The organism is Albidovulum litorale (genome assembly GCF_025751495.1).
Classification (GTDB): Bacteria; Pseudomonadota; Alphaproteobacteria; order Rhodobacterales; family Rhodobacteraceae; genus Albidovulum; species Albidovulum litorale.
Genome location: NZ_JAOWKZ010000004.1, coordinates 215,230 through 237,918 on the forward strand (window position 1 = coordinate 215,230; position 22,689 = coordinate 237,918).

General features: G+C 64.1%; 22 protein-coding genes. 11 read left to right on the top strand and 11 right to left on the bottom strand.

All coding sequences use genetic code 11. The annotated features are described in order from the left end of the window. Window positions 1–21: 21 nt before the first annotated feature. From putA to OEZ71_RS16315, 3 genes are read left to right on the top strand one after another with little or no spacing between them, the layout of a single operon-like run. Window positions 22–3,462, top strand: a complete 3,441-nt coding sequence (gene putA, locus OEZ71_RS16305) for a bifunctional proline dehydrogenase/L-glutamate gamma-semialdehyde dehydrogenase PutA (RefSeq protein WP_263741082.1) — start codon at window positions 22–24, stop codon at window positions 3,460–3,462. Between the two features lie 31 nt (window positions 3,463–3,493). Further along, window positions 3,494–4,237 (top strand): rhomboid family intramembrane serine protease, encoded by a 744-nt coding sequence (locus OEZ71_RS16310; protein ID WP_263741083.1) that lies wholly within the window; start codon window positions 3,494–3,496, stop codon window positions 4,235–4,237. Further along, window positions 4,234–4,620 carry a GFA family protein gene (locus OEZ71_RS16315; RefSeq protein ID WP_263741084.1) on the top strand — a complete coding sequence of 129 codons (387 nt, stop codon included), beginning with the start codon at window positions 4,234–4,236 and terminating at the stop codon, window positions 4,618–4,620. Before OEZ71_RS16310 ends, OEZ71_RS16315 begins: the two co-directional genes overlap by 4 nt. A 78-nt stretch (window positions 4,621–4,698) precedes the next feature. Here the strand turns inward: OEZ71_RS16315 and OEZ71_RS16320 are convergent, their stop codons facing one another. The 4 genes from OEZ71_RS16320 to OEZ71_RS16335 form a co-directional block, all read right to left on the bottom strand. Further along, window positions 4,699–5,490, bottom strand: coding sequence for an inositol monophosphatase family protein (locus OEZ71_RS16320; protein ID WP_263741086.1), 792 nt, complete (start codon window positions 5,488–5,490; stop codon window positions 4,699–4,701). A 64-nt stretch (window positions 5,491–5,554) separates the two neighbouring features. Next, window positions 5,555–6,316, bottom strand: coding sequence for a glycerophosphodiester phosphodiesterase (locus OEZ71_RS16325; protein ID WP_263741087.1), 762 nt, complete (start codon window positions 6,314–6,316; stop codon window positions 5,555–5,557). Between the two features lie 52 nt (window positions 6,317–6,368). Then, a complete protein-coding gene (locus tag OEZ71_RS16330; protein WP_263741088.1) occupies window positions 6,369–7,781 on the bottom strand; it encodes an MFS transporter in 1,413 nt (470 codons plus the stop codon). 71 nt (window positions 7,782–7,852) lie between these two features. Beyond that, entirely contained in the window at window positions 7,853–8,758 is a 906-nt protein-coding gene (locus tag OEZ71_RS16335) for a LysR family transcriptional regulator (protein WP_263741090.1), read from the bottom strand. 103 nt (window positions 8,759–8,861) lie between these two features. Here OEZ71_RS16335 and metF point away from each other — a divergent pair, with 103 nt between their 5' ends. Beyond that, complete coding sequence (gene metF / locus OEZ71_RS16340; RefSeq protein ID WP_263741091.1) at window positions 8,862–9,728, top strand: methylenetetrahydrofolate reductase [NAD(P)H]; 867 nt, start codon at window positions 8,862–8,864, stop codon at window positions 9,726–9,728. Window positions 9,729–9,822: 94 nt separating this feature from the next. Further along, entirely contained in the window at window positions 9,823–10,305 is a 483-nt protein-coding gene (locus OEZ71_RS16345) for a PaaI family thioesterase (protein ID WP_263741428.1), read from the top strand. Here OEZ71_RS16345 and OEZ71_RS16350 read toward each other — a convergent pair. The 3 genes from OEZ71_RS16350 to era all read right to left on the bottom strand — a co-directional run bounded on the left by OEZ71_RS16350 (window position 10,289) and on the right by era (window position 13,072). Next, on the bottom strand, window positions 10,289–11,368 hold the full coding sequence (locus OEZ71_RS16350) for a DUF2235 domain-containing protein (RefSeq protein ID WP_412175643.1): 1,080 nt from the start codon (window positions 11,366–11,368) through the stop codon (window positions 10,289–10,291). The genes OEZ71_RS16345 and OEZ71_RS16350 overlap by 17 nt on opposite strands. Before the next feature lie 351 nt (window positions 11,369–11,719). After that, the gene (locus tag OEZ71_RS16355; protein ID WP_263741092.1) at window positions 11,720–12,055 is read right to left on the bottom strand and encodes a DUF1491 family protein; all 336 of its coding nucleotides are present in this window, start codon (window positions 12,053–12,055) and stop codon (window positions 11,720–11,722) included. Window positions 12,056–12,157: 102 nt separating this feature from the next. Further along, on the bottom strand, window positions 12,158–13,072 hold the full coding sequence (era, locus tag OEZ71_RS16360) for a GTPase Era (RefSeq protein ID WP_263741093.1): 915 nt from the start codon (window positions 13,070–13,072) through the stop codon (window positions 12,158–12,160). A gap of 162 nt (window positions 13,073–13,234) precedes the next feature. On the opposite strand from era, the gene trmB reads away from it, so the two are divergent. From trmB to OEZ71_RS16380, 4 genes are all read left to right on the top strand, one after another. Next, entirely contained in the window at window positions 13,235–13,927 is a 693-nt protein-coding gene (trmB, locus tag OEZ71_RS16365; RefSeq protein ID WP_263741094.1) for a tRNA (guanosine(46)-N7)-methyltransferase TrmB, read from the top strand. Window positions 13,928–13,976: 49 nt separating this feature from the next. Beyond that, window positions 13,977–15,038 carry an amidohydrolase family protein gene (locus tag OEZ71_RS16370; protein ID WP_263741096.1) on the top strand — a complete coding sequence of 354 codons (1,062 nt, stop codon included), beginning with the start codon at window positions 13,977–13,979 and terminating at the stop codon, window positions 15,036–15,038. A gap of 66 nt (window positions 15,039–15,104) precedes the next feature. Then, a complete protein-coding gene (gene aroA, locus OEZ71_RS16375; protein WP_263741097.1) occupies window positions 15,105–16,454 on the top strand; it encodes a 3-phosphoshikimate 1-carboxyvinyltransferase in 1,350 nt (449 codons plus the stop codon). Continuing rightward, a complete protein-coding gene (locus OEZ71_RS16380) occupies window positions 16,451–16,948 on the top strand; it encodes a hypothetical protein (protein ID WP_263741098.1) in 498 nt (165 codons plus the stop codon). Before aroA ends, OEZ71_RS16380 begins: the two co-directional genes overlap by 4 nt. Before the next feature lie 16 nt (window positions 16,949–16,964). Here the strand turns inward: OEZ71_RS16380 and OEZ71_RS16385 are convergent, their stop codons facing one another. From OEZ71_RS16385 to OEZ71_RS16400, 4 genes are all read right to left on the bottom strand, one after another. Next, entirely contained in the window at window positions 16,965–17,444 is a 480-nt protein-coding gene (locus OEZ71_RS16385) for a YHS domain-containing (seleno)protein (RefSeq protein WP_263741099.1), read from the bottom strand. 39 nt (window positions 17,445–17,483) lie between these two features. Further along, on the bottom strand, window positions 17,484–19,037 hold the full coding sequence (bchE, locus tag OEZ71_RS16390; RefSeq protein ID WP_263741100.1) for a magnesium-protoporphyrin IX monomethyl ester anaerobic oxidative cyclase: 1,554 nt from the start codon (window positions 19,035–19,037) through the stop codon (window positions 17,484–17,486). 75 nt (window positions 19,038–19,112) lie between these two features. Continuing rightward, on the bottom strand, window positions 19,113–19,754 hold the full coding sequence (locus tag OEZ71_RS16395; RefSeq protein ID WP_263741102.1) for a cysteine hydrolase family protein: 642 nt from the start codon (window positions 19,752–19,754) through the stop codon (window positions 19,113–19,115). Next, window positions 19,751–20,194 carry a MarR family winged helix-turn-helix transcriptional regulator gene (locus tag OEZ71_RS16400; protein WP_263741103.1) on the bottom strand — a complete coding sequence of 148 codons (444 nt, stop codon included), beginning with the start codon at window positions 20,192–20,194 and terminating at the stop codon, window positions 19,751–19,753. The genes OEZ71_RS16395 and OEZ71_RS16400 overlap by 4 nt, the downstream gene beginning before the upstream one ends. Window positions 20,195–20,291: 97 nt before the next feature. Here OEZ71_RS16400 and OEZ71_RS16405 point away from each other — a divergent pair, with 97 nt between their 5' ends. Then, the gene (locus OEZ71_RS16405; protein ID WP_263741104.1) at window positions 20,292–20,888 is read left to right on the top strand and encodes a (d)CMP kinase; all 597 of its coding nucleotides are present in this window, start codon (window positions 20,292–20,294) and stop codon (window positions 20,886–20,888) included. 106 nt (window positions 20,889–20,994) lie between these two features. Then, window positions 20,995–22,680, top strand: coding sequence for a 30S ribosomal protein S1 (gene rpsA / locus OEZ71_RS16410; RefSeq protein ID WP_263741105.1), 1,686 nt, complete (start codon window positions 20,995–20,997; stop codon window positions 22,678–22,680). Window positions 22,681–22,689: the final 9 nt, after the last annotated feature.

Consider the following 22,689-nt stretch of genomic DNA (forward strand, 5'->3'; position numbering starts at 1 on the left):
GGCATTCACGCGGAGGACCCCATGACCGATCTCTGGACTGCCATCGACACCGGCTCACTTGCACCTGAAGTCCCGCTGCTCCAGCGACTGATCGCTGACGCGGCGCTCGATGCGTCCGACCGGGCCCGAATATCGGGTGAGGGCGCGTCGCTCGTCCGACAGATCCGCGCCGATGTGCGCCCCGGCCTGATGGAGGTCTTCCTTGCTGAATACGGGCTGTCGACAGAGGAAGGCATCGCGCTGATGTGTCTCGCCGAGGCGCTCTTGCGTGTCCCCGACGCGGACACGATGGATGCGCTCATTGAGGACAAGATCGCGCCGTCCGACTGGGGCAAGCATCTGGGGCACTCGGCGTCCTCGCTCGTCAATGCCTCGACCTGGGCCCTGATGCTGACCGGCAAGGTGCTGGAGGAAAAGGAGCCGGGCATCGTTGGCCATCTGCGGGGCGCAATGAAGCGTCTGGGCGAACCGGTCATCCGCCGGGCCACCCGTCAGGCGATGAAAGAGATGGGCCGCCAGTTCGTTCTGGGTGAGACCATCAACGCCGCGATGGAACGCGCCGCGAAGATGGAGGCGCAGGGCTATTCCTATTCCTACGACATGCTGGGCGAGGCTGCGAAAACCGCCGAGGATGCCGAGCGCTACGCGCAGTCCTATTCCAAGGCCATCGCCGCCATCGCCTCGGCCGCGACAAGCGATGACATCCGTGACAATCCGGGTATCTCGGTGAAGCTTTCGGCCCTTCACCCCCGCTACGAAGTTGCGCAGGAAGCCCGCGTGGTGAAGGAACTGGTGCCGGTGGTCCGCAAGCTGGCGCTGCAGGCCGCGCAGGCGCGGATGGGCTTCAACATCGACGCCGAGGAAGCCGACCGGCTGACGCTCTCGCTGAAGGTGATCGAGGCCGTGCTGTCGGATGAGGATCTTGCCGGATGGGACGGCTTCGGCGTCGTCGTGCAGGCTTACGGGCGCCGCGCAGGCGCGGTGCTCGACTGGCTCTATGCGCTCAGCCAGAGGCTTGACCGCAAGATCATGGTGCGCCTTGTCAAGGGCGCCTATTGGGATGCCGAGGTCAAGCGCGCGCAGGTGATGGGGCTGGAGGATTTCCCGGTCTTCACCCGCAAGGAAGCGACCGATGTCAGCTATATCGCCAATGCGAAGAAGCTCTTGGGCATGACCGACCGCATCTATCCGCAGTTTGCCACGCACAACGCCCATACCGTCGCCGCGATCCTCGATATGGGGGCAGGCAAACCCTTCGAGTTCCAGCGCCTGCATGGCATGGGCGAGCGGCTGCATGACATCGTCTTGAAGCGCGAAAAGACCCGCTGCCGCATCTACGCACCGGTGGGTGCGCATCGCGACCTTCTCGCCTATCTCGTCCGCCGCCTTCTGGAAAACGGCGCCAACTCCTCCTTCGTGAACCAGATCGTCGATGAGGATGTGGCCCCCGAAGAGGTCGCCGCCTGCCCGTTTGATGCGGTCGAGGCGATGCTGCCGGGCCTGTCGAACAAGGCGATCCGCAAGGGGCCGGACCTGTTCGCGCCGGAACGACGCAACTCCGAAGGCTTCGATCTGACCGATGCGCCGACGCTTGCCCGTATCGACGCCGCGCGCGACGAATATGCGAAGACCGAGTTCGCGGCCCAGCCGATGCTGGCCTGCAAGGTGGAGGGGCTGAAGCCGCGCCGCGTTCTGAACCCCGCAACCGGTCAGCTTGTCGGCCGCGTCACAGATGCCTCAGCCGCCGATGTCGATCATGCGCTGGCCGCTGCGAAACCGTGGAAGGCGACGCCTGCCGAACGCGCCGCCGTTCTGAACCGCGCCGCCGACCTTTACGAGGAAAACTTCGGCCCGATCTTCGCGCTGCTGGCGCGCGAGGCGGGCAAGTCGCTGATGGATGCCGTCGCCGAACTGCGCGAGGCGGTGGATTTCCTGCGCTATTACGCCGCGCGTGGGCTGGAGCTGAAACAGCCGCCCCTGGGCATCTTCACCTGCATCAGCCCCTGGAACTTCCCGCTGGCGATCTTCACCGGCCAGCTTTCCGCCGCCCTTGCCGCCGGAAACGCGGTGCTGGCGAAACCGGCCGAACAGACGCCGCTGATTGCCGCCCATGCGGTGGCGCTGTTGCACAAGGCGGGGGTTCCGGCCTCGGCCCTGCAGCTTCTGCCGGGCGATGGCGCGACCGTTGGGGCCAAACTCACCTCCGACCCGCGCGTGAACGGCGTCTGCTTCACCGGCTCGACCGACACCGCGATGCTGATCCGCAAGGCGATGGCGAAACACCTCGCCCCCGGCGCACCGTTGATCGCGGAAACCGGCGGTCTGAACGCGATGATCGTCGACTCGACGGCACTTCCCGAACAGGCGGTGCGCGACATCGTCGCGTCCTCCTTCCAGTCGGCGGGCCAGCGCTGCTCCGCCCTCCGCTGCCTCTATGTGCAGGAAGACATCGCCGCCCATTTCACCGACATGCTCTTCGGCGCGATGGAGGAACTGACCGTCGGAGACCCGTGGCACCTTGCGACCGATGTCGGCCCGGTGATCGACGAGGAAGCCGAACAGGGCATCCGCGAACATATCGAGAAGGCGCGGAAAGAGGGGCGTCTGCTGCGTCAGCTCTCGACCCCGAAGGGCGGTCATTTCATCGCCCCCACGGTGATCCGCGTCAAAGGCATCGCCGATATGAAACGCGAGATTTTCGGCCCGGTCCTGCATGTGGCGACCTTCGACGCAGACAAGCTGCCGAAGATCATCGACGACATCAACGCGACCGGCTATGGCCTGACCTTCGGCCTGCATACCCGCATCGACAACCGGGTGCAGGAACTGACCGAGGCGCTGCATGTCGGAAATATGTATGTGAACCGCAACCAGATCGGCGCGGTCGTGGGCTCCCAACCCTTTGGGGGCGAGGGGCTTTCGGGCACCGGCCCGAAGGCGGGCGGGCCGGAATATCTGCACCGCTTCACCCAGCCTGTCGCGGCAGGCAAGGCCGGCAAAGACGATGCCAAGGCGGATCCCGCCAAGGTGCAGGCCGCGCTGAACGCGGCGCCGCTTCCGGCGATCCTGACCCGTATCGACCTGCCGGGACCAACCGGCGAATCGAACCGCCTGACGCTGCTGGCGCGTGCGCCGTTCCTGTGCCTTGGCCCGGGACGCGAGGCGACCGAGGCGCAGGCCGAGGCGATCCACGCGCTGGGCGGGCAGGCCATCGCCGTGGCGGGTGCGCTCGATCCGCAGGCGCTGGCCACGCTCAAGGGCTTTGCCGGTGTTCTCTGGTGGGGCGACGAAGCGGCGGCACGGGCCTACAACCTCGCGCTGGCAGGCCGCGAGGGTCAGATCCTGCCCCTGATCACGGCGATGCCGGACCTTGGCCACGTCGCGCTCGAACGCCATGTCTGCGTCGACACCACGGCCTCGGGCGGCAATGCCCAGCTTCTGGCCGAGGCGGGTAACGCTTGACGCCCCTTCGCGGATCGGAAAACGTGGCGCCATGTTTCCGATCCGCGACCACAACCCCTCTGAACGGACGCCCTATGTCGTCTATGCCCTGATCGCGGCGAACGCGATCGCGTTCCTTCTGCAGCTTCCCTACACGGGCAGTGAACGGGCGATGCTGGGCTTCTGGCGCGACTGGGCAATGATCCCGGCCGCCGTCACACAAGGCGGAGAGGTTCACGGCATCTTCACCTCGATGTTCCTGCATGCAGGCCTCATGCATCTTGCGGGCAACATGCTGTTTCTGTGGATCTTCGGCGACAATATGGAGGATCAGCTCGGCCATCTGGGCTTCCTCATCTTCTACCTCGCCGGGGGCGTCGCCGCCGCGCTCGCACACATCGCCTCGGCCCCTGACTCGGTCGTGCCGACCGTCGGAGCCTCGGGGGCGATCGGTGCGGTGCTTGGCGGCTATCTTCTGCTGTTCCCAAAGGCGCGGGTCGATATCCTCATCATCTTTGTGGTCTTCTTCCGGGTCTTCACGATTCCCGCTTTCGTCATGCTTGGCCTGTGGTTCGCGATGCAGATCTTTTCCGGCGTCTCGACCCCGGCCGATGGCGGCGGCGTGGCCTATTGGGCCCATGCGGGCGGTTTCATCGCCGGAATCGCCTTCGCCTTGCCCGTCTGGCTCAGACGCGGCGCGCGGGCCTATTGGCAAAAGACTGAAGGCCACCCACCGCATCCCGAGACCCGCTATTCGACCTCGAGCATTCCCGTCATCAGAAGGCGCCGGAAATGACGATGCCGGAAATCAAGACGCCGCATCGCGCCACCTGCCACTGCGGCGCGGTTGAACTGGAGGTGACGCTGCACGAGGGTCTGGCCAGCGCGCGGCGCTGCGACTGTTCCTTCTGCGCAAGGCGCGGGGCCATTGCCGTCAGCGCGCCGCTTGATGGGGTCAGGGTGGTGAAGGGGGCGGAGAACCTCACGCTCTACACCTGGAACACCGGCACGGCGAAGCACTATTTCTGCAAGACCTGTGGCATCTACACCCATCACCGCCGCCGCTCGAACCCGAACGAATACGGCGTCAATGCCGCCTGCCTCGAAGGGGTCAATCCGCGTGATCTGGGCCCGGTTGCCTGGACCGATGGCATCAACCACCCGTCCGACCGGACCTGATCACTTTCTGTCCTGAAATAGTCTCGGGGGTGAATTGGCGCGTCAGCGCCAAGAGGGGGCAGACAGCCCCCACCGCTGTCATTCCGGCGCGCGCAGCACTTTCGCGAAGGCGGAGAAGACTTCGCCATTCGCCGCAAGGACCGACCCGCTTTCGAAAATCTCGCGGCCCTCGCGAACGGCCTCGACAAAGCCACCGGCCTCGCGCACCAGAAGGATCCCGGCTGCCATGTCCCAGGCGTTCAGCTCGCGCTCCCAGTAGCCGTCATAGCGGCCCGCCGCCACATAGGCGAGGTCAAGCGCGGCCGAGCCCATGCGCCGGACGCCGGCCGTCGCCGGCATCAGCCGGGCCAGATCGCGCATCGTCGCGGGCAGGGTCTTTTTCGTACCAAAGGGCACTCCGGTGGCAAAGAGCGCTTCGCCCAGTGAGCGTCGGCCCGACACACGGATGCGGCTTTCGTTCATCCAGGCGCCCGCGCCCTTTTCGGCCCAGAAGAGCTCGTCCTTGGCGGGGTCGAAAACCACACCAGCGACGATCTCGCCCTTATGTTCCAGCGCGATGGAGACCGACCAGTGCGGCAGGCCATGCAGGAAGTTCGTGGTTCCGTCGAGCGGATCGACGATCCAGCGGCGCGTCGGGTCGGCGCCATCGGCCCCGCCGGTTTCCTCGCCCAGCCAGCCATAGGTCGGGCGGGCGCCCAAAAGCTCGTCCTTGATGAGCTTCTCCGCCGCCGTATCGGCGCGGCTGACGAAATCACCTGCGCCCTTGACCGAGACCTGCAGGTTCTCGACCTCGCGGAAATCCTTCACGAGGGAACGGCCCGCCTTGCGCGCGGCCTTGATCATCAGGTTGAGGTTGGCACTGCCTTGCATCGGTCATCACTCCGGCGGATCAGGGGGCGGCTATACGCGGTGAAACAAGGGATGTGAAGCCCCCTCAGCCCGCCCGCCGCGCCATGACCTGCTTCAGAAGGCTTGGCCGGTCGGTCATCAGCCCATCAACGCCCATATCAAGAAGCCGCTCCATCTCGGCCTCTTCGTCCACGGTCCAGACATGAACGTGAACGCCGTGGCCATGGGCGGCGCGGACGAAGCGCAGGGTGACGAGGGGAATGCCCCGGAATGTGGTTGGCACCTGTACGACCGGAAAATCGGGCTGCCGACCGGGCAAGGACCACCCGCGCAGCCAGAGGCCCAGCACGCCCCTGTGGGCGGGCGACCAGCAGAGGCCGGGGCCGAGCAGACTGCGCAGTCTGTCGGTGAGCCTTGCGTCGAACGACCCCACGCAGACCCGGTTCAACGCGTCTGCCCGCCGGATCGCCTGTGCCATCGGTTCGACCGCTGCATCGGCCTTGGCCTCCAGATTTACCTTCAGGTCCGGCCATGCCGCTAGCAGGTCTTCCAGAAGCGGGATTGCCTCGCCCCCCTTGGTGCGACGTTTCTTCAGTTCCGCCCATGTCAGGTCCGCGACCCGCTCCGGCTCACCTGTCATCCGGGTCAGGGTGTCGTCGTGAAAGACCACAGCAACGCCGTCGCATGTCGCCTGAACGTCGGTCTCTATATGGCTGTAGCCAAGCGTCACCGCATGGGCGAAGGCCGCCATGGTGTTTTCCTCGACCTCCAGCGACCCACCGCGATGCGCGAAGGCGATGGGGCCGTCGTGATCGAGGAATGGATGCTGTCCGGAGCTGCTGGCCATGATCCCTCCTTTGAGGATCATGCGACCCGAGACCGTTTGGGCGCAAGTCTCCTTACGTCCGCGCCGTGACGAACCGCAGCATCGCCAATAGTGCGATACCGGCGAAGGGCAGGCTGCCTGCAAAGATCACTCGGGCGACATGCGCGGCCTCATCCAGGCCCGCCCCGGCGCTGAACCCGGCGGCATTGGCGAAGATGCCGACGGCGGAGGCGCCGAAGGCATAACCAAGGCGGCTGATGGTCGGCAGGCCCGCGCTGAAACGGTCGGCATCCTCGGTGCGGATTAGCCGGGTGCCGCGACGCAGGATGAAGGTCCATGACAGGCCAAAGCCCAACCCTTCGCAGGCTGCAAAAATGACGATCAGACCCACCGGGCCATTTGGAACCGCGTAGAGCAGGCCGACGCCGCTCGCGAAGATGAGGCACAGACCGGCAGCGATGATCTTCGGATCGTGGCGCTCGGCAAGGCCGGAGGACAGGACCGCCCCGACGGTCCATGCGATGGAGATCGTGGCGACGACATAACCCGCGAGCAGGGGCGGGGTGTCATGGATCAGAGCCATCAAGAGCGGGCCGTAAGTCGACAGGCCCATCGTCGCGATGCTGACCGCGAGCACCATCATGAGTGCCGCCCCCACCGGATCGCGCGGATCGAAGGCGCGGCGCGGCAGCAGCCGGTCGCCCGCGCTCTGACTGTCAAGCCGGGCAAAGAGCGCCAGTGCGGTAAGCCCCGCCGACAGGGCCCCCGCCATGCCACCCGGTGTCGCGGTGATCCCGGCATAGGTGACGGAGAGAACCGCAAGGCTGAGGAGCCCAAGACGCCGGAACGGTATCCGCTCCTTGTCTTTCCCATCTGCGGCAGGGGCGTCAGCCGGTGCCAGACCGAACCAGATCCAGAGGGCGAGACCCAGTGCCTGCAGGCCGAAAACGGCAAAGCCCGTACGCCAGTTCGCATAGGTCACGAAGAGCCCGCCAAAGAGCGGGCCGAGAAAGGCCGAGGTGCCCCAGATGACCGACATCGACGCCATGACCCGGGGGATGAGCCGGGCCGGGAACAGCCTGCGCGCCGAGACGAAGGCGAGCGCGGTCAGCCCACCGCCGCCCAGCCCCTGCAGGACCCGGCCCGCCAGCATGACCTGCATCGCCGGTGCCAGCGCGCTGACCATGCAGCCCACCCCGAAGGCGAGCGCCGCGATTGTCATCGGTCGGCGCAGCCCGTGGCGGATTGCGATCAGGCCGCTCGCCGCGCCGATGACGATGGAACCGGTTTCATAAAGCGCGAAGTTCCATGCGACGAGGTGATCGCCGCCGATCCCGGCGACAATCGCGGGCATCATCGTCGCCACGATCAGGCTGTCGGCGGCATGAAGCCAGACGCCAAGGCAGACCAGCGCCAGCGACGCGGCCGTATCCCGCCGCAAAAGGTCCCGCCATGCTGCGCCTTCCACCCGATCCGCCATCGTCATCTTCGTGCCCTTTGCCTGCAACAACCGGCATCTTCGTAATTGCTCTGGTTAAGTTGAGGTCAAGCGTCAAATCACACCCGTTGCAACTTTACCGGTTCGCTGCGCGCGAGTCTGAGGAAATGCGCCATGAAAGGCTTTGTCGCATCCTCTGCCCGCGTTGCGGCATACATGCGTTTGGTCAGGCCCTTTTTCGTCACTGGCCGGGTCACATAGTCCGGCTGGTACTTTACCTCGCGCAGCACCCAATCCGGCAGGACGGATACGCCCCGGTCGGACGCGACCAACATCAGGATCACCGCCGTCAGTTCCACCTGCCGTACCGCGCGGGGTTCGACGCGGGCAGGCGTCAGGACTTCGGAGAAGATATCGAGCCGGGTGCGGTCCACCGGATAGGTGATAAGCATCTGATCGCGGAAATCCTCGGCCTCGACATAAGGTTTTTCCGCCAAAGGGTTGGACCGCGCCGCGACCAGCGTCGGTGCATAGTCGAAAAGCGGGTTGAAGATGACGTCGGGCAGAGTTTCGGGATCAGACGAGATCACCAGATCGACCTCTTCCCGCATCAGGGCCTCCATGGCGCCGAAGGCAAGGCCGGGGCGGATATCGACATCGACCTCCGGCCATGCACGTCGGAACTGTTCGAGGACGGGGAACAGCCAGTCGAAGCAGGCATGGCATTCGATGGCGATATGCAGCCGCCCCGACCGGCCTGCGCGCAAGCTACGGAATTCGTCGGCCAGCGCCTCCATCTCGGGCAGCACCCGTTCAGCGGTCCGCAAAAGGCGCAGACCAGCAGCGGAAAGCTTCAGCGGTTTTGTCCGCCGCACGAACAGTTCCACCCCCGCCTGATCCTCCATCCCCTTGACCTGATGCGACAGCGCCGACTGCGTGATATTCAGCGTATCGGCGGCGCGGGCCAGCCCGCCGGTGTCGTGGATCGCCTTGATCGTCCTGAGATGGCGCAGTTCCAGATGCATCGCGGAGTACTTTCAATCAGACTCATATAGTTCTTGAGGATTATGAATTTGTCTCACGTCTTTATCCGTGGGACAAGGGGATACCAAAGACAAGGATACCGTCATGCCTGCACCCCGCATCTCGTTCGAGTTCTTCCCGCCGAAGACGCTTGAGGCGTCGTTCCAGCTTTGGGAAACCGCGCAGATGCTGGCGCCCCTGAAGCCTAACTTCGTTTCGGTCACCTATGGCGCGGGCGGCACGACCCGCAAGCTGACGCATGAGGCGGTCACGACGATCGGCGCACATTACGGCGTGAATGTCGCGGCGCATCTGACCTGCGTCGAGGCGACAAAGGCCGAGACGCTGGAGATTGCCAATGCTTATGCCGAGGCGCGCGTGACCGAAATCGTGGCCCTGCGTGGTGACGCGCCGAAAGGAACGGAGACGTTCACGGCCCATCCCGAAGGTTTCGCGTCCTCCGTTGAACTGATCGAGGCGCTGGCCGATACCGGCAAGTTCAAGATCCGCGTTGGCGCGTACCCGGAGTCGCATCCCGAAGCCGCCGACATGGCAGCTAATGTCGATTGGCTGAAGCGCAAGATCGATGCAGGCGCTTCCTCGGCCATCACCCAGTTCTTCTTCGAGGCCGAAAGCTTCTTCCGCTTCCGCGATGCCTGCGTGAAGGCCGGAATCGACGCGCCGATCATCCCGGGCATCCTGCCGATCATCTCATGGGACGGAACCAAACGCTTCGCCCAAAGCTGCGGCGCGCGTATCCCCGGCTGGCTTGCTGAAGCCTTCACCGCAGCCCAGCGCGACGGGCGCGAGGAGCTTCTGGCCACCGTCGTCGCCACCGAGCTTTGCGACAACCTCTTGCAGGGCGGTGTCGAAGACCTTCACTTCTACACGCTCAACCGGCCCACGCTGACCCGTGACGTCTGCTTCGCGCTCGGCATTGTGCCGGAGGTCTCCCTGCAGAACGTGGCTTAAGGCACCGTTGTGCAACCCGGCCCCGGACAAGTCATTGTCCGGGGCCGGTTCTTGTTGCAGGTTGGCACCGACAAGACCGGAGACCGTGATGCCAATGCCTTTCGTTGCCCAAGCCCCGACAGACCTCGCCAGCCGCGAGACGCTTCTGTCGATGTCGGGCCTCGAATTCATGCTCGGCATTCTTGAAGGCAGAATCGCCGGGCCGGCCATTGCCCGGACACTGAACTACACGCTGCACCTCGTGGAGCCGGGGCGGGTGGTCTTTCGTGGCAAGGCGGGATTTGGTCACACCAATCCGATGGGGGCGGTTCACGGCGGCTGGTACGGCACGCTTCTGGACAGTTGCATGGCTTGCGCGGTGATGACGACGGTACCGAAGGGGCGGTTCTACACGACGCTTGACTATTCGGTGAATATCACACGTGCACTTTCGCTGGGGATCGAGATCGAGGCCGAGGGGGTCGTCCAGCATTCCGGCCGCTCGACCGGTGTGGCGCGGGGAGAGATCAGGGGCGTTGAAGATGGCCGCATCTACGCGACCGGGACAACGACCTGCCTGATCATGTCCGGCGGGTAAGCCGCATCGCAGGCATAGCCCAGCGTCGTTTTGCCGGATCGTCAAGATGCGCGGTCGGATGAATGCTCTCTGACGGGTCGCGCCCGACGTGCCGCTTGGCCCGCAAAAGGAAGGCTTTGCCCCAGCCGCGCGTGGTGCCAACTGAGGGCCCGGTGGCATCCATCTCCAACCCCTCGCGCCAGTTGCGCGGAAGCGACAGGTTATGCCCCTCGGCCTTCTCCAGCATCCAGTAAAGCGGCACGTTGGACAGGGGCCGTGCGGTGTTGAACCCGCCCAGCTGTCCGCCCACATCGCCGTGCGCCCCCCGGAACCAGACCTGTTCGATCCGCCCGTCCCAGTTGCCGCCCTCCGTCTCCCACAGGATCGGGTCGAAAGCCGCACGGTTCTCGTTCAGCGCCAGCGCGTGATAGCCATGCTGCACGACCGGGCCGAGCGCATGGTTGTGAAACTCATGCTGCGGCTCTGTCCACATCCAAAGGAACGGCAACCGCACGCCCAGCGCCTTCACCGTATCGAAGACGCCGATCATCTCGATCTCCACCTTCTCGTGGCAATAGCGGCGGCGAAATGCGGCCTCAAACGGGCTTTCGCTTTCGCGCTGATAATAGCGATAGGCGAATTTCACATTGCGTTCGGTGGCGCTTTCGGACCTCAGAAGGCCAACCTGATCGATGATGCCTGCCAGAGAGCGTACGGCATAGGCGCCACGCGAATAACCAAACAGGAAGATCCGGTCACCGGGCCGGTAGCGGGTGGCGAGCCAGCCATAGGCGCGGCGGATCTGCCGGTTGATGCCGCGTCCCATCGCCACATCGGGCGTATGGCGCCACATGTGCCACTGTACGCCCGCCTCGTAATAGATCGACATCTGCGCCGACTGGCAGTTCTGCAGAAGCCGGTAAATGCGCCCGATATTTGTCTCATGTCCAGGCGAGAGCGTGGAAAGTGTTCCGTCCAGAAGGATGACATGATCGGTGGGGCCGCGCCCGCGCTTGGCGCTTTGCGTCTCAACCCGGCGGCCGATCCGTAGAAGTTTCAGAAGCTGATTGGTGAGCCGTGTCACCCTTCCCGTCCTTCCGTCCCGTCACCCAATTTGAATCCTAACCTGAACTGCGAGTCGCACCTAGTCAGGATTCCGTAACTTCCTGTTACCGCTTGTTTCTGTTTCCCTCGCGGCAACAGTTCCCGCACCATGCACCGCATGTCCAGTCTTCGGTCGGTGAGGGTCGGTACTGACATGTGCTTGTCCCGCTTTGGCGGCAGCCGGTTGGCATGACCGGGTGTCCTTTTTTAACCTAGGTCGGACGCCGCCAGTATTGGAGGATATGGAAACATGTTTGACGAAAGGTTGAGCAGCCGTGTGGCCGTTTGCGGGCATTCTCACGACCGGCAACGGATGTCTCCGCCGCTAAATTCACTCGGCCAGCCCGTCTTCGTCCAGCAATGTCCGCCCCTCGCGGTTTTCGATCTCGACCACCCAGAGGTCCGGATCGCTGCGCCGCTGACGCGCGATCGAGGCGTCTACATCGGCCTCGGCTCCCTCGGCCAGCACCACCCAGGCCCGCGCGCCGGTCATGAGGTCGAACGACCGCTGGAACAGGCGCGCCTGCCCGTCGAGCGTGGCAAGCTTCACCAGCACCGCACCCGCCGTCGCATCCCCGCGCGCCACGATATAGGCCGGGATATGCGCCGCCTGCAGCCGCGCCAGATAAGCGCGCACCCAGAAGTCCGCGGTCAGCCGGGCGCTCACCACGCCCCTCCCACTTTCTGTCGAGAAATACTCCCGCCGGAGGCAAGCCGCCGAGCGGGAGCTCGATGCCACCCGAGGCGGCCCCATCCGCGAGGAAGGACCCTAATCACCATCCTTGAACTCAAGGCCCATCTCGGAATAGCGCTCTTTCTCCTCCAGCCAGTTCGGCCGCACCTTGACCTGTATGAAGAGGTGTACGGGGCGGCCCAGGAACTCCATCAACTCGGCGCGCGCGGCCTGACCGACCGCCTTGATCGTCTCGCCCTTGCGGCCCAGCACGATGCCCTTGTGCCCGTCACGAGCGACATAGACCAACTGGTCGATCCGGGCGGAACCATCCGGCTTTTCCTCCCACCGCTCGGTTTCGACCGTCAACTGGTAGGGCAGTTCCTCGTGCAGCCTGAGCGTCAGCTTCTCGCGGGTCACTTCGGCGGCGATCATGCGCAGAGGCAGGTCGGCAATCTGGTCTTCGGGATAGAACCACTGACCCTCGGGCAACTGGGCACCCAGCCACTTCTTCAGATCCTCCACCCCATGGCCGCGTTCTGCAGAGATGAGGAAGGTTTTTTCGAACGGATAGGCGGCGTTCAGCTCTTCGGTCAGGGCCAAAAGCGCCTCGGCCTTGACCCGGTCGATCTTGTTGATCGCAAGGGCCACCCGCACGCCTTTGGGAAGCTCATCGGCGATACGGTCGATGATCGCCTTCACACCTTCGGTCATCCCGCGATGCGCCTCGATCAGAAGGACGACGATATCGGCATCCGCAGCACCACCCCATGCCGCCTTGACCATCGCCCGGTCAAGCCTGCGGCGTGGGCGAAACAGGCCCGGCGTATCCACGAAGACGATCTGCGCCTCGCCTTCCATCGCGATGCCGCGGATACGGGCGCGTGTCGTCTGCACCTTGTGGGTGACGATCGAAACCTTCGCCCCGACCATGCGGTTCAGAAGTGTGGACTTGCCCGCATTGGGCTCTCCGATCAAAGCGACAAATCCGGCACGGGTGGTCATGGGCATTCCTGTCTGGGGTTCGCTCAGCCCTAGCCGATTCCGCTCCGGCATGCCAGCGGGCGTGTTTTAACGGGCCTGTCCCATGGCGCGACAGGTTTGGGCCTCGTCGCCAGTGCCAACGTCAGCACCATGGTTGCGATATGCGCGATCCGGCGCTAGAGGGGCGCCATGACCAGCCCCGACCAGCCCCGCCGCAATTTCTATGGCCGCATTCGCGGCAAGACCCTGCGTGCCAGCCAGAAGACCTATCTGAACGAGGATCTGGGGGCCTTGCAGCCCCGCGATATCACGCGCGAGGATAATCCCGACCGCCGCCCGATCGACCCCGCCGCCATCTTCGGTGATGCGCGGGATGTCTGGCTGGAGGTGGGCTTTGGCGGGGGCGAACACCTTGTTCATATGGCCGCGCGAAACCCTGATGTCGGCATCATCGGCTGTGAACCCTTTATCAACGGGGTGGCGATGCTTCTGGGCAAGATCCGTGATGCAGGCGTCACCAACCTTTCGGTCCATCCCGGCGATGCGCGCGATCTTATGGATGTCCTGCCAGACGCCTCCATCGCCAAGGCCTTCCTCAACTACCCTGACCCCTGGCCAAAGAAACGTCATCACCGCCGCCGCTTCGTGACGCCGGAACATCTTCTGCCGCTGGCTAGGGTGATGAAGCCGGGGGCCGAGTTCCGCGTCGCGACCGACATTCCCGATTATGTCCGCCAGACGCTGGAAGAGGTGCCGCAGGCCGGGTTCGACCTGGTCGGACAGGAGGCGGAGCCGTGGGAAGACTGGCTGTCCACCCGCTATGAGCAGAAGGCCCTGCGGGAAGGCCGTACGCCGCACTACCTGACCTTCCGACGCCGCTGACCGAAGGTCGGAAATGTGCTAGAATGTCCGCATTTCAGAGGGCATTTCCATGGCGCATATCCGGATCACTAACTGCCACGTCCACACGTTCACTGACCAGCATGTGCCGGTTCTCTACCCGCATCCGCTCTTGTGGATATTCAAGAAGGTGCCTGTGCTTGTGCGCTTTCTTGCCTTTCTCTTCCGTTTCGTGGGGCACGAGGCGATTGCCGACAACCTCGACCGTCTCTTCCGCTTCAGCCAGGAATCGGGCGTGAAGCGGCAGTCCGATCTGCTCGACCGGCTCGTGCCGCATTACCCCCCCGATACGCGCTTCGTGGTCCTGCCCATGGAAATGGCCGGGATCGACCACGGTCGGGTGCCGGTCGGTCTTCGAGACCAACACGACGAACTGGCAGAAATGGTGAAGTCAGAGCGGTATCGCGACCGGGTGCTGCCCTTTGCCACCTGCGATCCCCGCCTGCCGGGCGCGGCAAATGAGGTGCGCCGCTGCATTGAGGAACACGGGTTTCGCGGGCTGAAGCTCTATCCGCGTCTCGGCTTCGACCCCTATCACCGGGTGCTGATGGACGAGGTCTATCCAATGCTTGTCGAAAAGAACCTGCCGGTGATGAGCCATTGCTCGCGGGGCGGCGTCACCGGCAAAGGCATCGTCGATGACGTGGCCGACATGTATACAAGACCGCAGGCCTTCATCCCGGTGATGAAGGCCTTCCCCGATCTGCGCGTCTGCCTTGCCCATTTCGGCGGTCAGCGCGACTGGCGCGCTTATGTGGAGGACGGCGTGGACACGACCGACCCCGACGCGGTCGAGGGCAACTGGCAGGTTGCGATCCGCCGAATGATCACCTGCGGCGACTATCCCGGGCTTTGGACGGATATTTCCTACACGCTCTTTCACTTCACCGATTTCGTGCCGTTCCTGCGGCTCTTTCTGGAAGATGAGAATGTTGCCTCTCGCGTCCTGTTCGGCTCTGACTATTACATGACAAGGCAGGAGGTGCTGTCGGAACGCGCCGTGTGTTTCCGTCTGCGCGTGGCTTTGGGCGAAGACCTCTTCCGCCGCATCGCCGAGACCAATCCCTCGATCTGGCTTGGCGAAGAGGTGTGACCGGGCTGGACCGTTCCGCGGGCTTGCGCTAGGGCAGGGGCCGAGTTCAGCGCGAAGGAAGCCCTAATGTCCGCCCATGGTGATCCGATCCCGATGACCGCCCGCAAGTCGGGTCCCCTGAAGGGCCGGGCCGAGGTGCCGGGGGATAAGTCGATCTCGCACCGCTCGCTCATTCTTGGCGCGATGGCGGTGGGCGAAACCAAGGTCACGGGGCTTCTCGAAGGGCAGGACGTTCTGGATACCGCCAAGGCGATGCGGGCCTTCGGCGCCGAGGTGATCCAGCACGGGCCGGGCGACTGGTCGGTTCATGGTGTGGGCGTTGGCGGCTTTGCCGAGCCGTCGAACGTCATTGACTGCGGCAATTCCGGCACCGGCGTGCGGCTGATCATGGGGGCGATGGCGACGACGCCGATCACGGCGACATTCACGGGCGATGCGAGCCTCAACAAGCGGCCGATGGGGCGGGTGACTGATCCCTTGGCATTGTTCGGGGCGAAGGCCTATGGCCGTCAGGGTGGCAGGCTGCCGATGACCATCGTCGGCGCGGCCGATCCCGTGCCGGTGCGTTACACGGTGCCGATGCCTTCGGCGCAGGTGAAGTCGGCGGTGCTGCTGGCGGGTCTCAATGCCCCCGGCCAGACCGTGGTGATCGAGAAGGAACCGACCCGCGACCATTCCGAGCGCATGCTGCGCGGCTTTGGTGCGGCACTGACGGTGGAAGCCACTGAAGAGGGCCATGTCATCACCCTGACCGGCCAGCCGGAGCTGAAGCCCCAGACGGTCGCCGTGCCGCGCGATCCGTCCTCAGCCGCCTTTCCGGTCTGCGCCGCGCTGATCGTCGAAGGGTCGGATATCCTTGTCCCCGGCGTCAGCCAGAACCCGACTCGCAACGGGCTTTACACAACGCTGGTGGAGATGGGCGCGGATATCGAGTTCCAGAATCCGCGCGAGGAAGGCGGCGAGCCGGTCGCCGATTTGCGGGTGAAGGCATCATCGCTGAAAGGCATCGAGGTGCCGCCAGAACGCGCGGCCTCGATGATCGACGAATACCCCGTCCTGTCCGTGGTCGCGGCCTGCGCCGAAGGTACGACGGTGATGCGCGGCGTAAAAGAGCTCCGGGTTAAGGAAAGCGACCGCATCGATGCGATGGCGCGGGGGCTCGAAGCCTGCGGTGTGAGGATCGAGGAGGACGAGGATACGCTGATCGTCCACGGCATGGGCCTGGGCGGCGTGCCGGGCGGCGCGACCTGCAAGAGCCATCTCGACCACCGGATTGCGATGTCCTTCCTCGTTCTCGGCCTTGCCACGCAGAAACCGGTCAGCGTCGATGATGGTTCGCCCATCGCGACCTCCTTCCCGGTCTTCGAAGGTCTGATGACTGGCCTCGGCGCCACGGTCGAGCGGTCGGACAAGTGACTGACGAGGCGTTCAGGGCGGCTGCCATAACGGCGGCTCTCCTGTTCGTTGCAATGGTTGCCGCGAGCCCGATGGAGTGCGGCGGCGTCTGGGCTGTTTGCAGCTTCGACGCACCGCATCTGCCCTATGAGGCCGGGACCGCACGGTCCTATCTGGCGGCTTTGTCCGAAGGTGCGCTGTGGCGGTATCTCTGGATCGTGCAGGCGCTGGATCTCATCTTCCCGGCACTTCTCTGTATTACTTTCCGCGAGGCGTTTGAGCATTGGGCGCCGGAGAGGCTGGCGCGACGATTGACCAAGGTCGCGGTTTTTGCAGCCGGCATCGACTATCTGGAAAACGCGCTCATCCGGGTGATGCTGAAGAACCCCGCAGGTTTCGCCGACGTCGTTGCCACGGCGACAAGTTTTCTGACACTTGCGAAATGGCTGCTTCTCGCGGTGCTGTTCGGCGCGCTGGCCCGGCTCTGGCTGGGTCAAAGGCGCACGCCCCGGTAGGGGCGCGCGCGGGTAATCAGAGTTCGCTCGCCGCGACGTGCTCGATTTTCGACCAGTTCTCGGTTGCCTTGGTCAGGGCGCCCGAGACATCCTCAAGGAACAGTTCGCGCGTCTTGGCATTCAGGAAGACATAGAGCTTGCCCTCGTGCACGACCGCGTGGCGGGGGTCGCCGTCGAACTTCTTGCCGACCGAGACGCCATAGGTGCAGAAGCCGCCGTTCTGCGGCTCATAGGCGGCTGGGTTGGCGTCGAAGGCGGCCTTGTGTTCGGCCGAGGCGAAGTAATAGGCCGCGCCGTTCAGGACGGAGGAGAACTCGCCCTCGCCGGTGACGACGTCGCCGTTCACGAGCGCGACCGGGTCTGCGCCGTGAAGGCCGACCGGCGCCCCGGCATAGGAGAGGCCCGGCGCGATGTTGAGTTCATCGGCCGCGAAGGCGGGGGCGGCGAAGACCGGCAGGGCTGCGGTCAGGGCGGCGATAATGAGAGTGGGTTTCATCAGGTTTCCTTTCATGGGTGACGGGGGCTGGCCCCCAGTTCACCGCAGATAGGCAGGGTCCCTGGTGCCGCCCATGATCATCCGTCCCGTTTGCTTTCCCGATCGTCCCGAACGCGACAGCGCCTCTTCGTCAAACTGCTTTCCGCCCCAGAATGCGGCAACGCTCGGCCCGGCGGACCGTCTTTCGCGGAAGAGGAACGACAGCACCTCATGCAGCACGACCCGCCGCCCCATGCGTGAATACCAGCGCATCGCGTGGCGGATTTCGGGATCGGGGTGAAGGTAGGTCCGCCAGAGTGCCTTTGGCCTGAGTTGCAATACGGCCTCGATCACCTTGACCCAAAGAAAGACGCGCCAGGCTGGGACGTTCGGGGTTTCCAGCACCTGATGCTTGTAATCCCACAGGCGCAGGTCGGGTTGGATCACCCGACGGGTCGCGGACTGAGCATGGAAGGGCGTCCAGCGATGCGGAGTGGCATAGATCGACATGACCTGATCGGGATCATAGGCCAGTAGCTGACGCAGCATGCGCCAGTAGTCGCGGTCGGTTTCCTCCTCAAAGCCCACGGCGAAGGTGCAAAGCCCGATCATGCCATGCTGGCGCAAGAGCCGGATCGCCTCGCGGTCCTTCGACCGGCTGCCACCCTTCTTGATCGCATTCAGGGTCGCCTCGTCGGTGCCCTCGATCCCCAGCAGAAAGCGCAACACACCTGCCCGTTTGTAAAGATGCAGGATATCGGCATCCCGCACGATATCGTCGGCGCGGGTCGAGCCGATGATCGTGACGTTCACATCCTCGGCGATCAGCGCCTCAAGAAACGCCTTCCATGCCCGGCGGGATGAGGTGGGGTTTTCGTCGGCGAGGTTGATGAGTTCGACGCCGTGGTCGCGCACAAGCCGGGCGATCTCGGCGGCGAACCTCACCGGGTCGCGGTGGCGCCAGCGGGTCCAGAAGCCGCGCTGGCCGCAATAGGTGCAAAGATGCGGGCAGCCGGGGGAAAACTGCATGATGACGGCCCGCCGCCCGCCCCAATAGGAATGCTGGGCGAAGTCGATCAGTTCCCAGCCGATGCGTGTGCCGTCGAGATCGGTCAGCATCGGGGCTGAATGTGTTGCAACTGGCCTGCCGTTTTCCCGATAGGCCAGACCGGCGATTTCGACCAGCGGCTGGCGGGCAGCGAGGGCCGCGATCAGGGCAGGCGCGGTCACCTCGCCCTCGCCGTGCACGATGATGTCGATCTCGGGCACCTCGGCCAGAACATCCTGCCAGTGATAGGTGGGAAAGACCCCACCATAGATGATCGTGAGGTCTGGTCGGGCCCGTTTCAGCGCGCGGGCAATCTCGACCACCGTCGGATTGGCGGAACTAGAGCCGGAATGCCCGATCAGCACCGCATCGGGGCAATCGTAGAGACATTCGACCACGATCCGCGCCATATCCATCGGATCGGGATCGGCGTTAACCAACCGCACCCGATGGCCCGCGTCGATCAGGGGGCCGCCGATTGAGAGTAGACCGAAGGGTGGCAGGTGCTCACTCGGGACACGGCTGCCGATGGCGGTGTGGGGCGGGTTCAGAAGGGTCAGGCGCATGGGGTCTCCGGTCTGTTGGTCAGACCGGAAGTAGCCCGGCAGGCAGCAGGCGACGGTGACGGCTTCAGCAGAATGTCAGCAGAGCGTGGCAACGGTACCGACGGTCACGCCCTGCAGCCCGGCCTGCTGCGCCACCTTGTCCCAGCCGTTTTGGCGCGCGGTCAGGATGGCATCGGAGAGCAGGGTCACGTTATATCCATGCTGTAGTGCGGCCATACATGTGGCGCGAACACAGTGCTCGCCGTCCAGACCAGCGATCCGCAAATGCGCGACATCATGTTGTGCAAGCAGGCGGTCGAGTTCGCCGGATGCAAATGCATCCTTGACCTCCTTGCTCAGAACATGGTCCGACAGGGCGGCAACCTCCGGCACAAGATCGCTGCCTGCCGTGCCGTCCATTCCCTTGCCGCCGAGGGCGAGTCGCGCAAGCAGCCGCAGGGACGGGCTGCGGACCGCCTGCCGGACCGCGATCACCGGCCATCCGTTCCTTCGCGCCTGAAGCGCTGCCCGGGATGCCGCTTCCAGGGCCTGGGCGCGTTGCTCGGGCGGGTAGGGGCCGTCGTCGAGGAAATCTTTCTGCAAGTCGATGAGAAGGAGAGCGGTTCCCTGACGCCGGTCGCCGATATCCTCAGCGCGGCTGACCCGGACGAAGCGCCAGAGCGTGATGGCGAGCCAGAGGAAGATAGCAAGGGCGGCGAGTGAAACTGCGAGGATCATGCCGGTTCCTCCCCGTTGATCTGCCGGAATGCCGAAATCAGCCCGTCGCTGACCCGTTTCGCTGCAGCGATGTCGGCCGGGTCGAACTGCCGGGCGATCCTTGAGACAATCTCCGCCTCACGGGTCAGGGCCTTGCCGATGGCATCGCGACCCGCTTCGGTCAGGTCCACCAGATGGGATGCCTTGTGGGCCGGGTTCGGGTGACGCGTGGTGAATCCCGCCGCCTCTGTCTCGTTGACCATGATCTGGACATATTGGCGTTGAATCGACAAGTGGCGCGCCAATGCGGGCACCGTCATTGGTCCGTCGGAAAAGAGGATCTCAAGCACCGCACGCATTCTTACCGTCAGACCGGTGCCATCGAGGCCCGCGGCAACGGCGGTTTCAATCTGCTGAAGCAGGGGTCGGGTCTGCCAAATGATTTTGTGTAGATCCTTCATGACATGCACATTGTCATAATGACATTAATAATGTCAATAAAGCCGAATTGAGCTTGCCGATACTTTGGCCTAGTCAGAGTACCGGAGGAGTCGACGCATGATCTTCACGGTGGCAATCGACGGACCGGCAGCGGCGGGAAAAGGCACGATCAGCCGTGCCGTGGCGCGGCATTTCGGCTTTGCCCATCTCGATACCGGGCTGCTCTATCGTGCCGTCGGGGCCAAGGGCGGCGATCCCGTGGAAGCCGCACGCAGCCTGAGCGAAGCCGACCTGACCCGCGATGATCTGAGAACATTGGAGGCCGGTCAGGCCGCGAGCCGGGTAGCGGTGATCCCGGAGGTGCGGGCGGCCCTGACCGAATTCCAGCGAAGCTTCGCCCGGCGCGAGGGCGGCGCGGTGCTCGATGGCCGCGATATCGGCACTGTGATCTGCCCCGAGGCGGAGGTGAAGCTTTTTGTCACCGCCAGCGCCGAAGTCCGGGCGCATCGCCGTTGGCTGGAAGTGGGGGGTGATGAAGCTCAGGTGCTGGCGGAGGTGATCGAGCGCGACAAACGGGATGCAGAACGGGCTACGGCCCCGCTGAAACCCGCCGACGATGCGGTCTTGCTAGATACGACGGAACTCTCTATAGACGCAGCCGTCCATAAGGCGATTGAGGCCATAGAAAAACGGATTGAGCAGGGTCGGGCGTAAGCTGCGGCCCTTTGTCTTTGTCCGGGGCTTGCCCGAAAGACGCGAAACCAAAGACCGGCGGAGCCAACCGCATGGCCAGAAACACATGAAAAGGAACTGAACACGCATGTGCGCTAAAGCGACCATGGAGGAATTCGAAGCCCTCCTCAAAGAAAGCTTCGAGATCGACACCCCCGAAGAGGGCTCGGTCGTCAAAGGCAAGGTGATCGCCATTGAGGCGGGCCAGGCCATCATCGATGTCGGCTACAAGATGGAAGGCCGCGTCGATCTCAAGGAATTCGCAAATCCCGGCGAACAGGCCGAAATCGCCGTCGGCGATGAGGTCGAGGTCTATCTCGACCGGGTCGAGAACGTCCGGGGCGAAGCTGTCATCAGCCGCGAGAAAGCCCGCCGTGAAGAGGCATGGGATCGTCTCGAAAAGGCCTATGCTGCGGAAGAGCGCGTCGACGGCGCCATCTTCGGCCGCGTCAAAGGTGGCTTCACCGTCGATCTGGGTGGCGCGGTTGCGTTCCTGCCCGGCTCGCAGGTCGATGTCCGTCCGGTGCGCGATGCTGGCCCGCTTATGGGCATGAAGCAGCCGTTCCAGATCCTCAAGATGGATCGCCGCCGGGGCAACATCGTCGTTTCCCGCCGCGCGATCCTCGAAGAGAGCCGCGCCGAACAGCGCGCCGAGGTTATCGGCAACCTCTCCGAAGGCCAGACGGTCGACGGCGTGGTCAAGAACATCACCGAATACGGTGCGTTCGTTGATCTCGGCGGCGTTGACGGCCTCCTTCATGTCACCGATATGGCGTGGCGCCGCGTCAACCACCCGAACGAGATCCTGTCGATCGGCGAGACCGTGAAGGTCCAGGTCATCAAGATCAACAAGGAAACCCACCGTATCTCGCTCGGCATGAAGCAGCTTCAGTCCGACCCGTGGGATTCAGTGGAACAAAAGTTCGCGCTGGGCTCGGTCCACAAGGGCCGCGTCACGAACATCACCGATTACGGTGCGTTCGTCGAACTGGAAGCGGGTGTCGAGGGCCTCGTCCACGTCTCCGAAATGTCCTGGACCAAGAAGAACGTCCATCCGGGCAAGATCGTCTCCACCTCGCAGGAAGTGGACGTCATGGTGCTGGAGATCGACACCGCGAAGCGTCGCGTATCGCTCGGCCTCAAGCAGACGATGCGCAACCCGTGGGAAGTCTTCTCGGAAACCCATCCCGTGGGCACCGAGATCGAGGGCGAAGTCAAGAACATCACCGAATTCGGTCTGTTCATCGGCCTCGAGAACGACATCGACGGCATGGTTCACCTCTCCGACCTCAGCTGGGAACAGCGCGGCGAGGATGCGATCCAGAACTACCGCAAGGGCGACGTGGTCAAGGCCGCTGTCACCGAGGTGGATGTCGAGAAGGAGCGTATCTCGCTTTCGGTCAAGGCGCTGGGCGAAGACACGTTCTCGGATGCCGTTGACGGCGTGAAGCGTGGCTCGGTCATCACCACGACCGTCACTGCGATCGAGGATGGCGGCATTGAGGTTGAGTACAACGGCATGAAGTCCTTCATCCGCCGTTCGGACCTTGCCCGCGACCGCGCCGACCAGCGCCCCGAGCGCTTCCAGGTCGGCGACCATGTCGACGCCCGCGTTACCAACGTGGACAGCAAGACCCGCCGTCTCGGCCTGTCGATCAAGGCGCGCGAGATCGCCGAAGAGAAGGAAGCCGTGGAACAGTACGGCTCGTCCGACTCGGGCGCTTCGCTGGGCGATATCCTTGGCGCCGCGCTCAAGGGCTCGGGTGACAAGTAAGCATTGCGC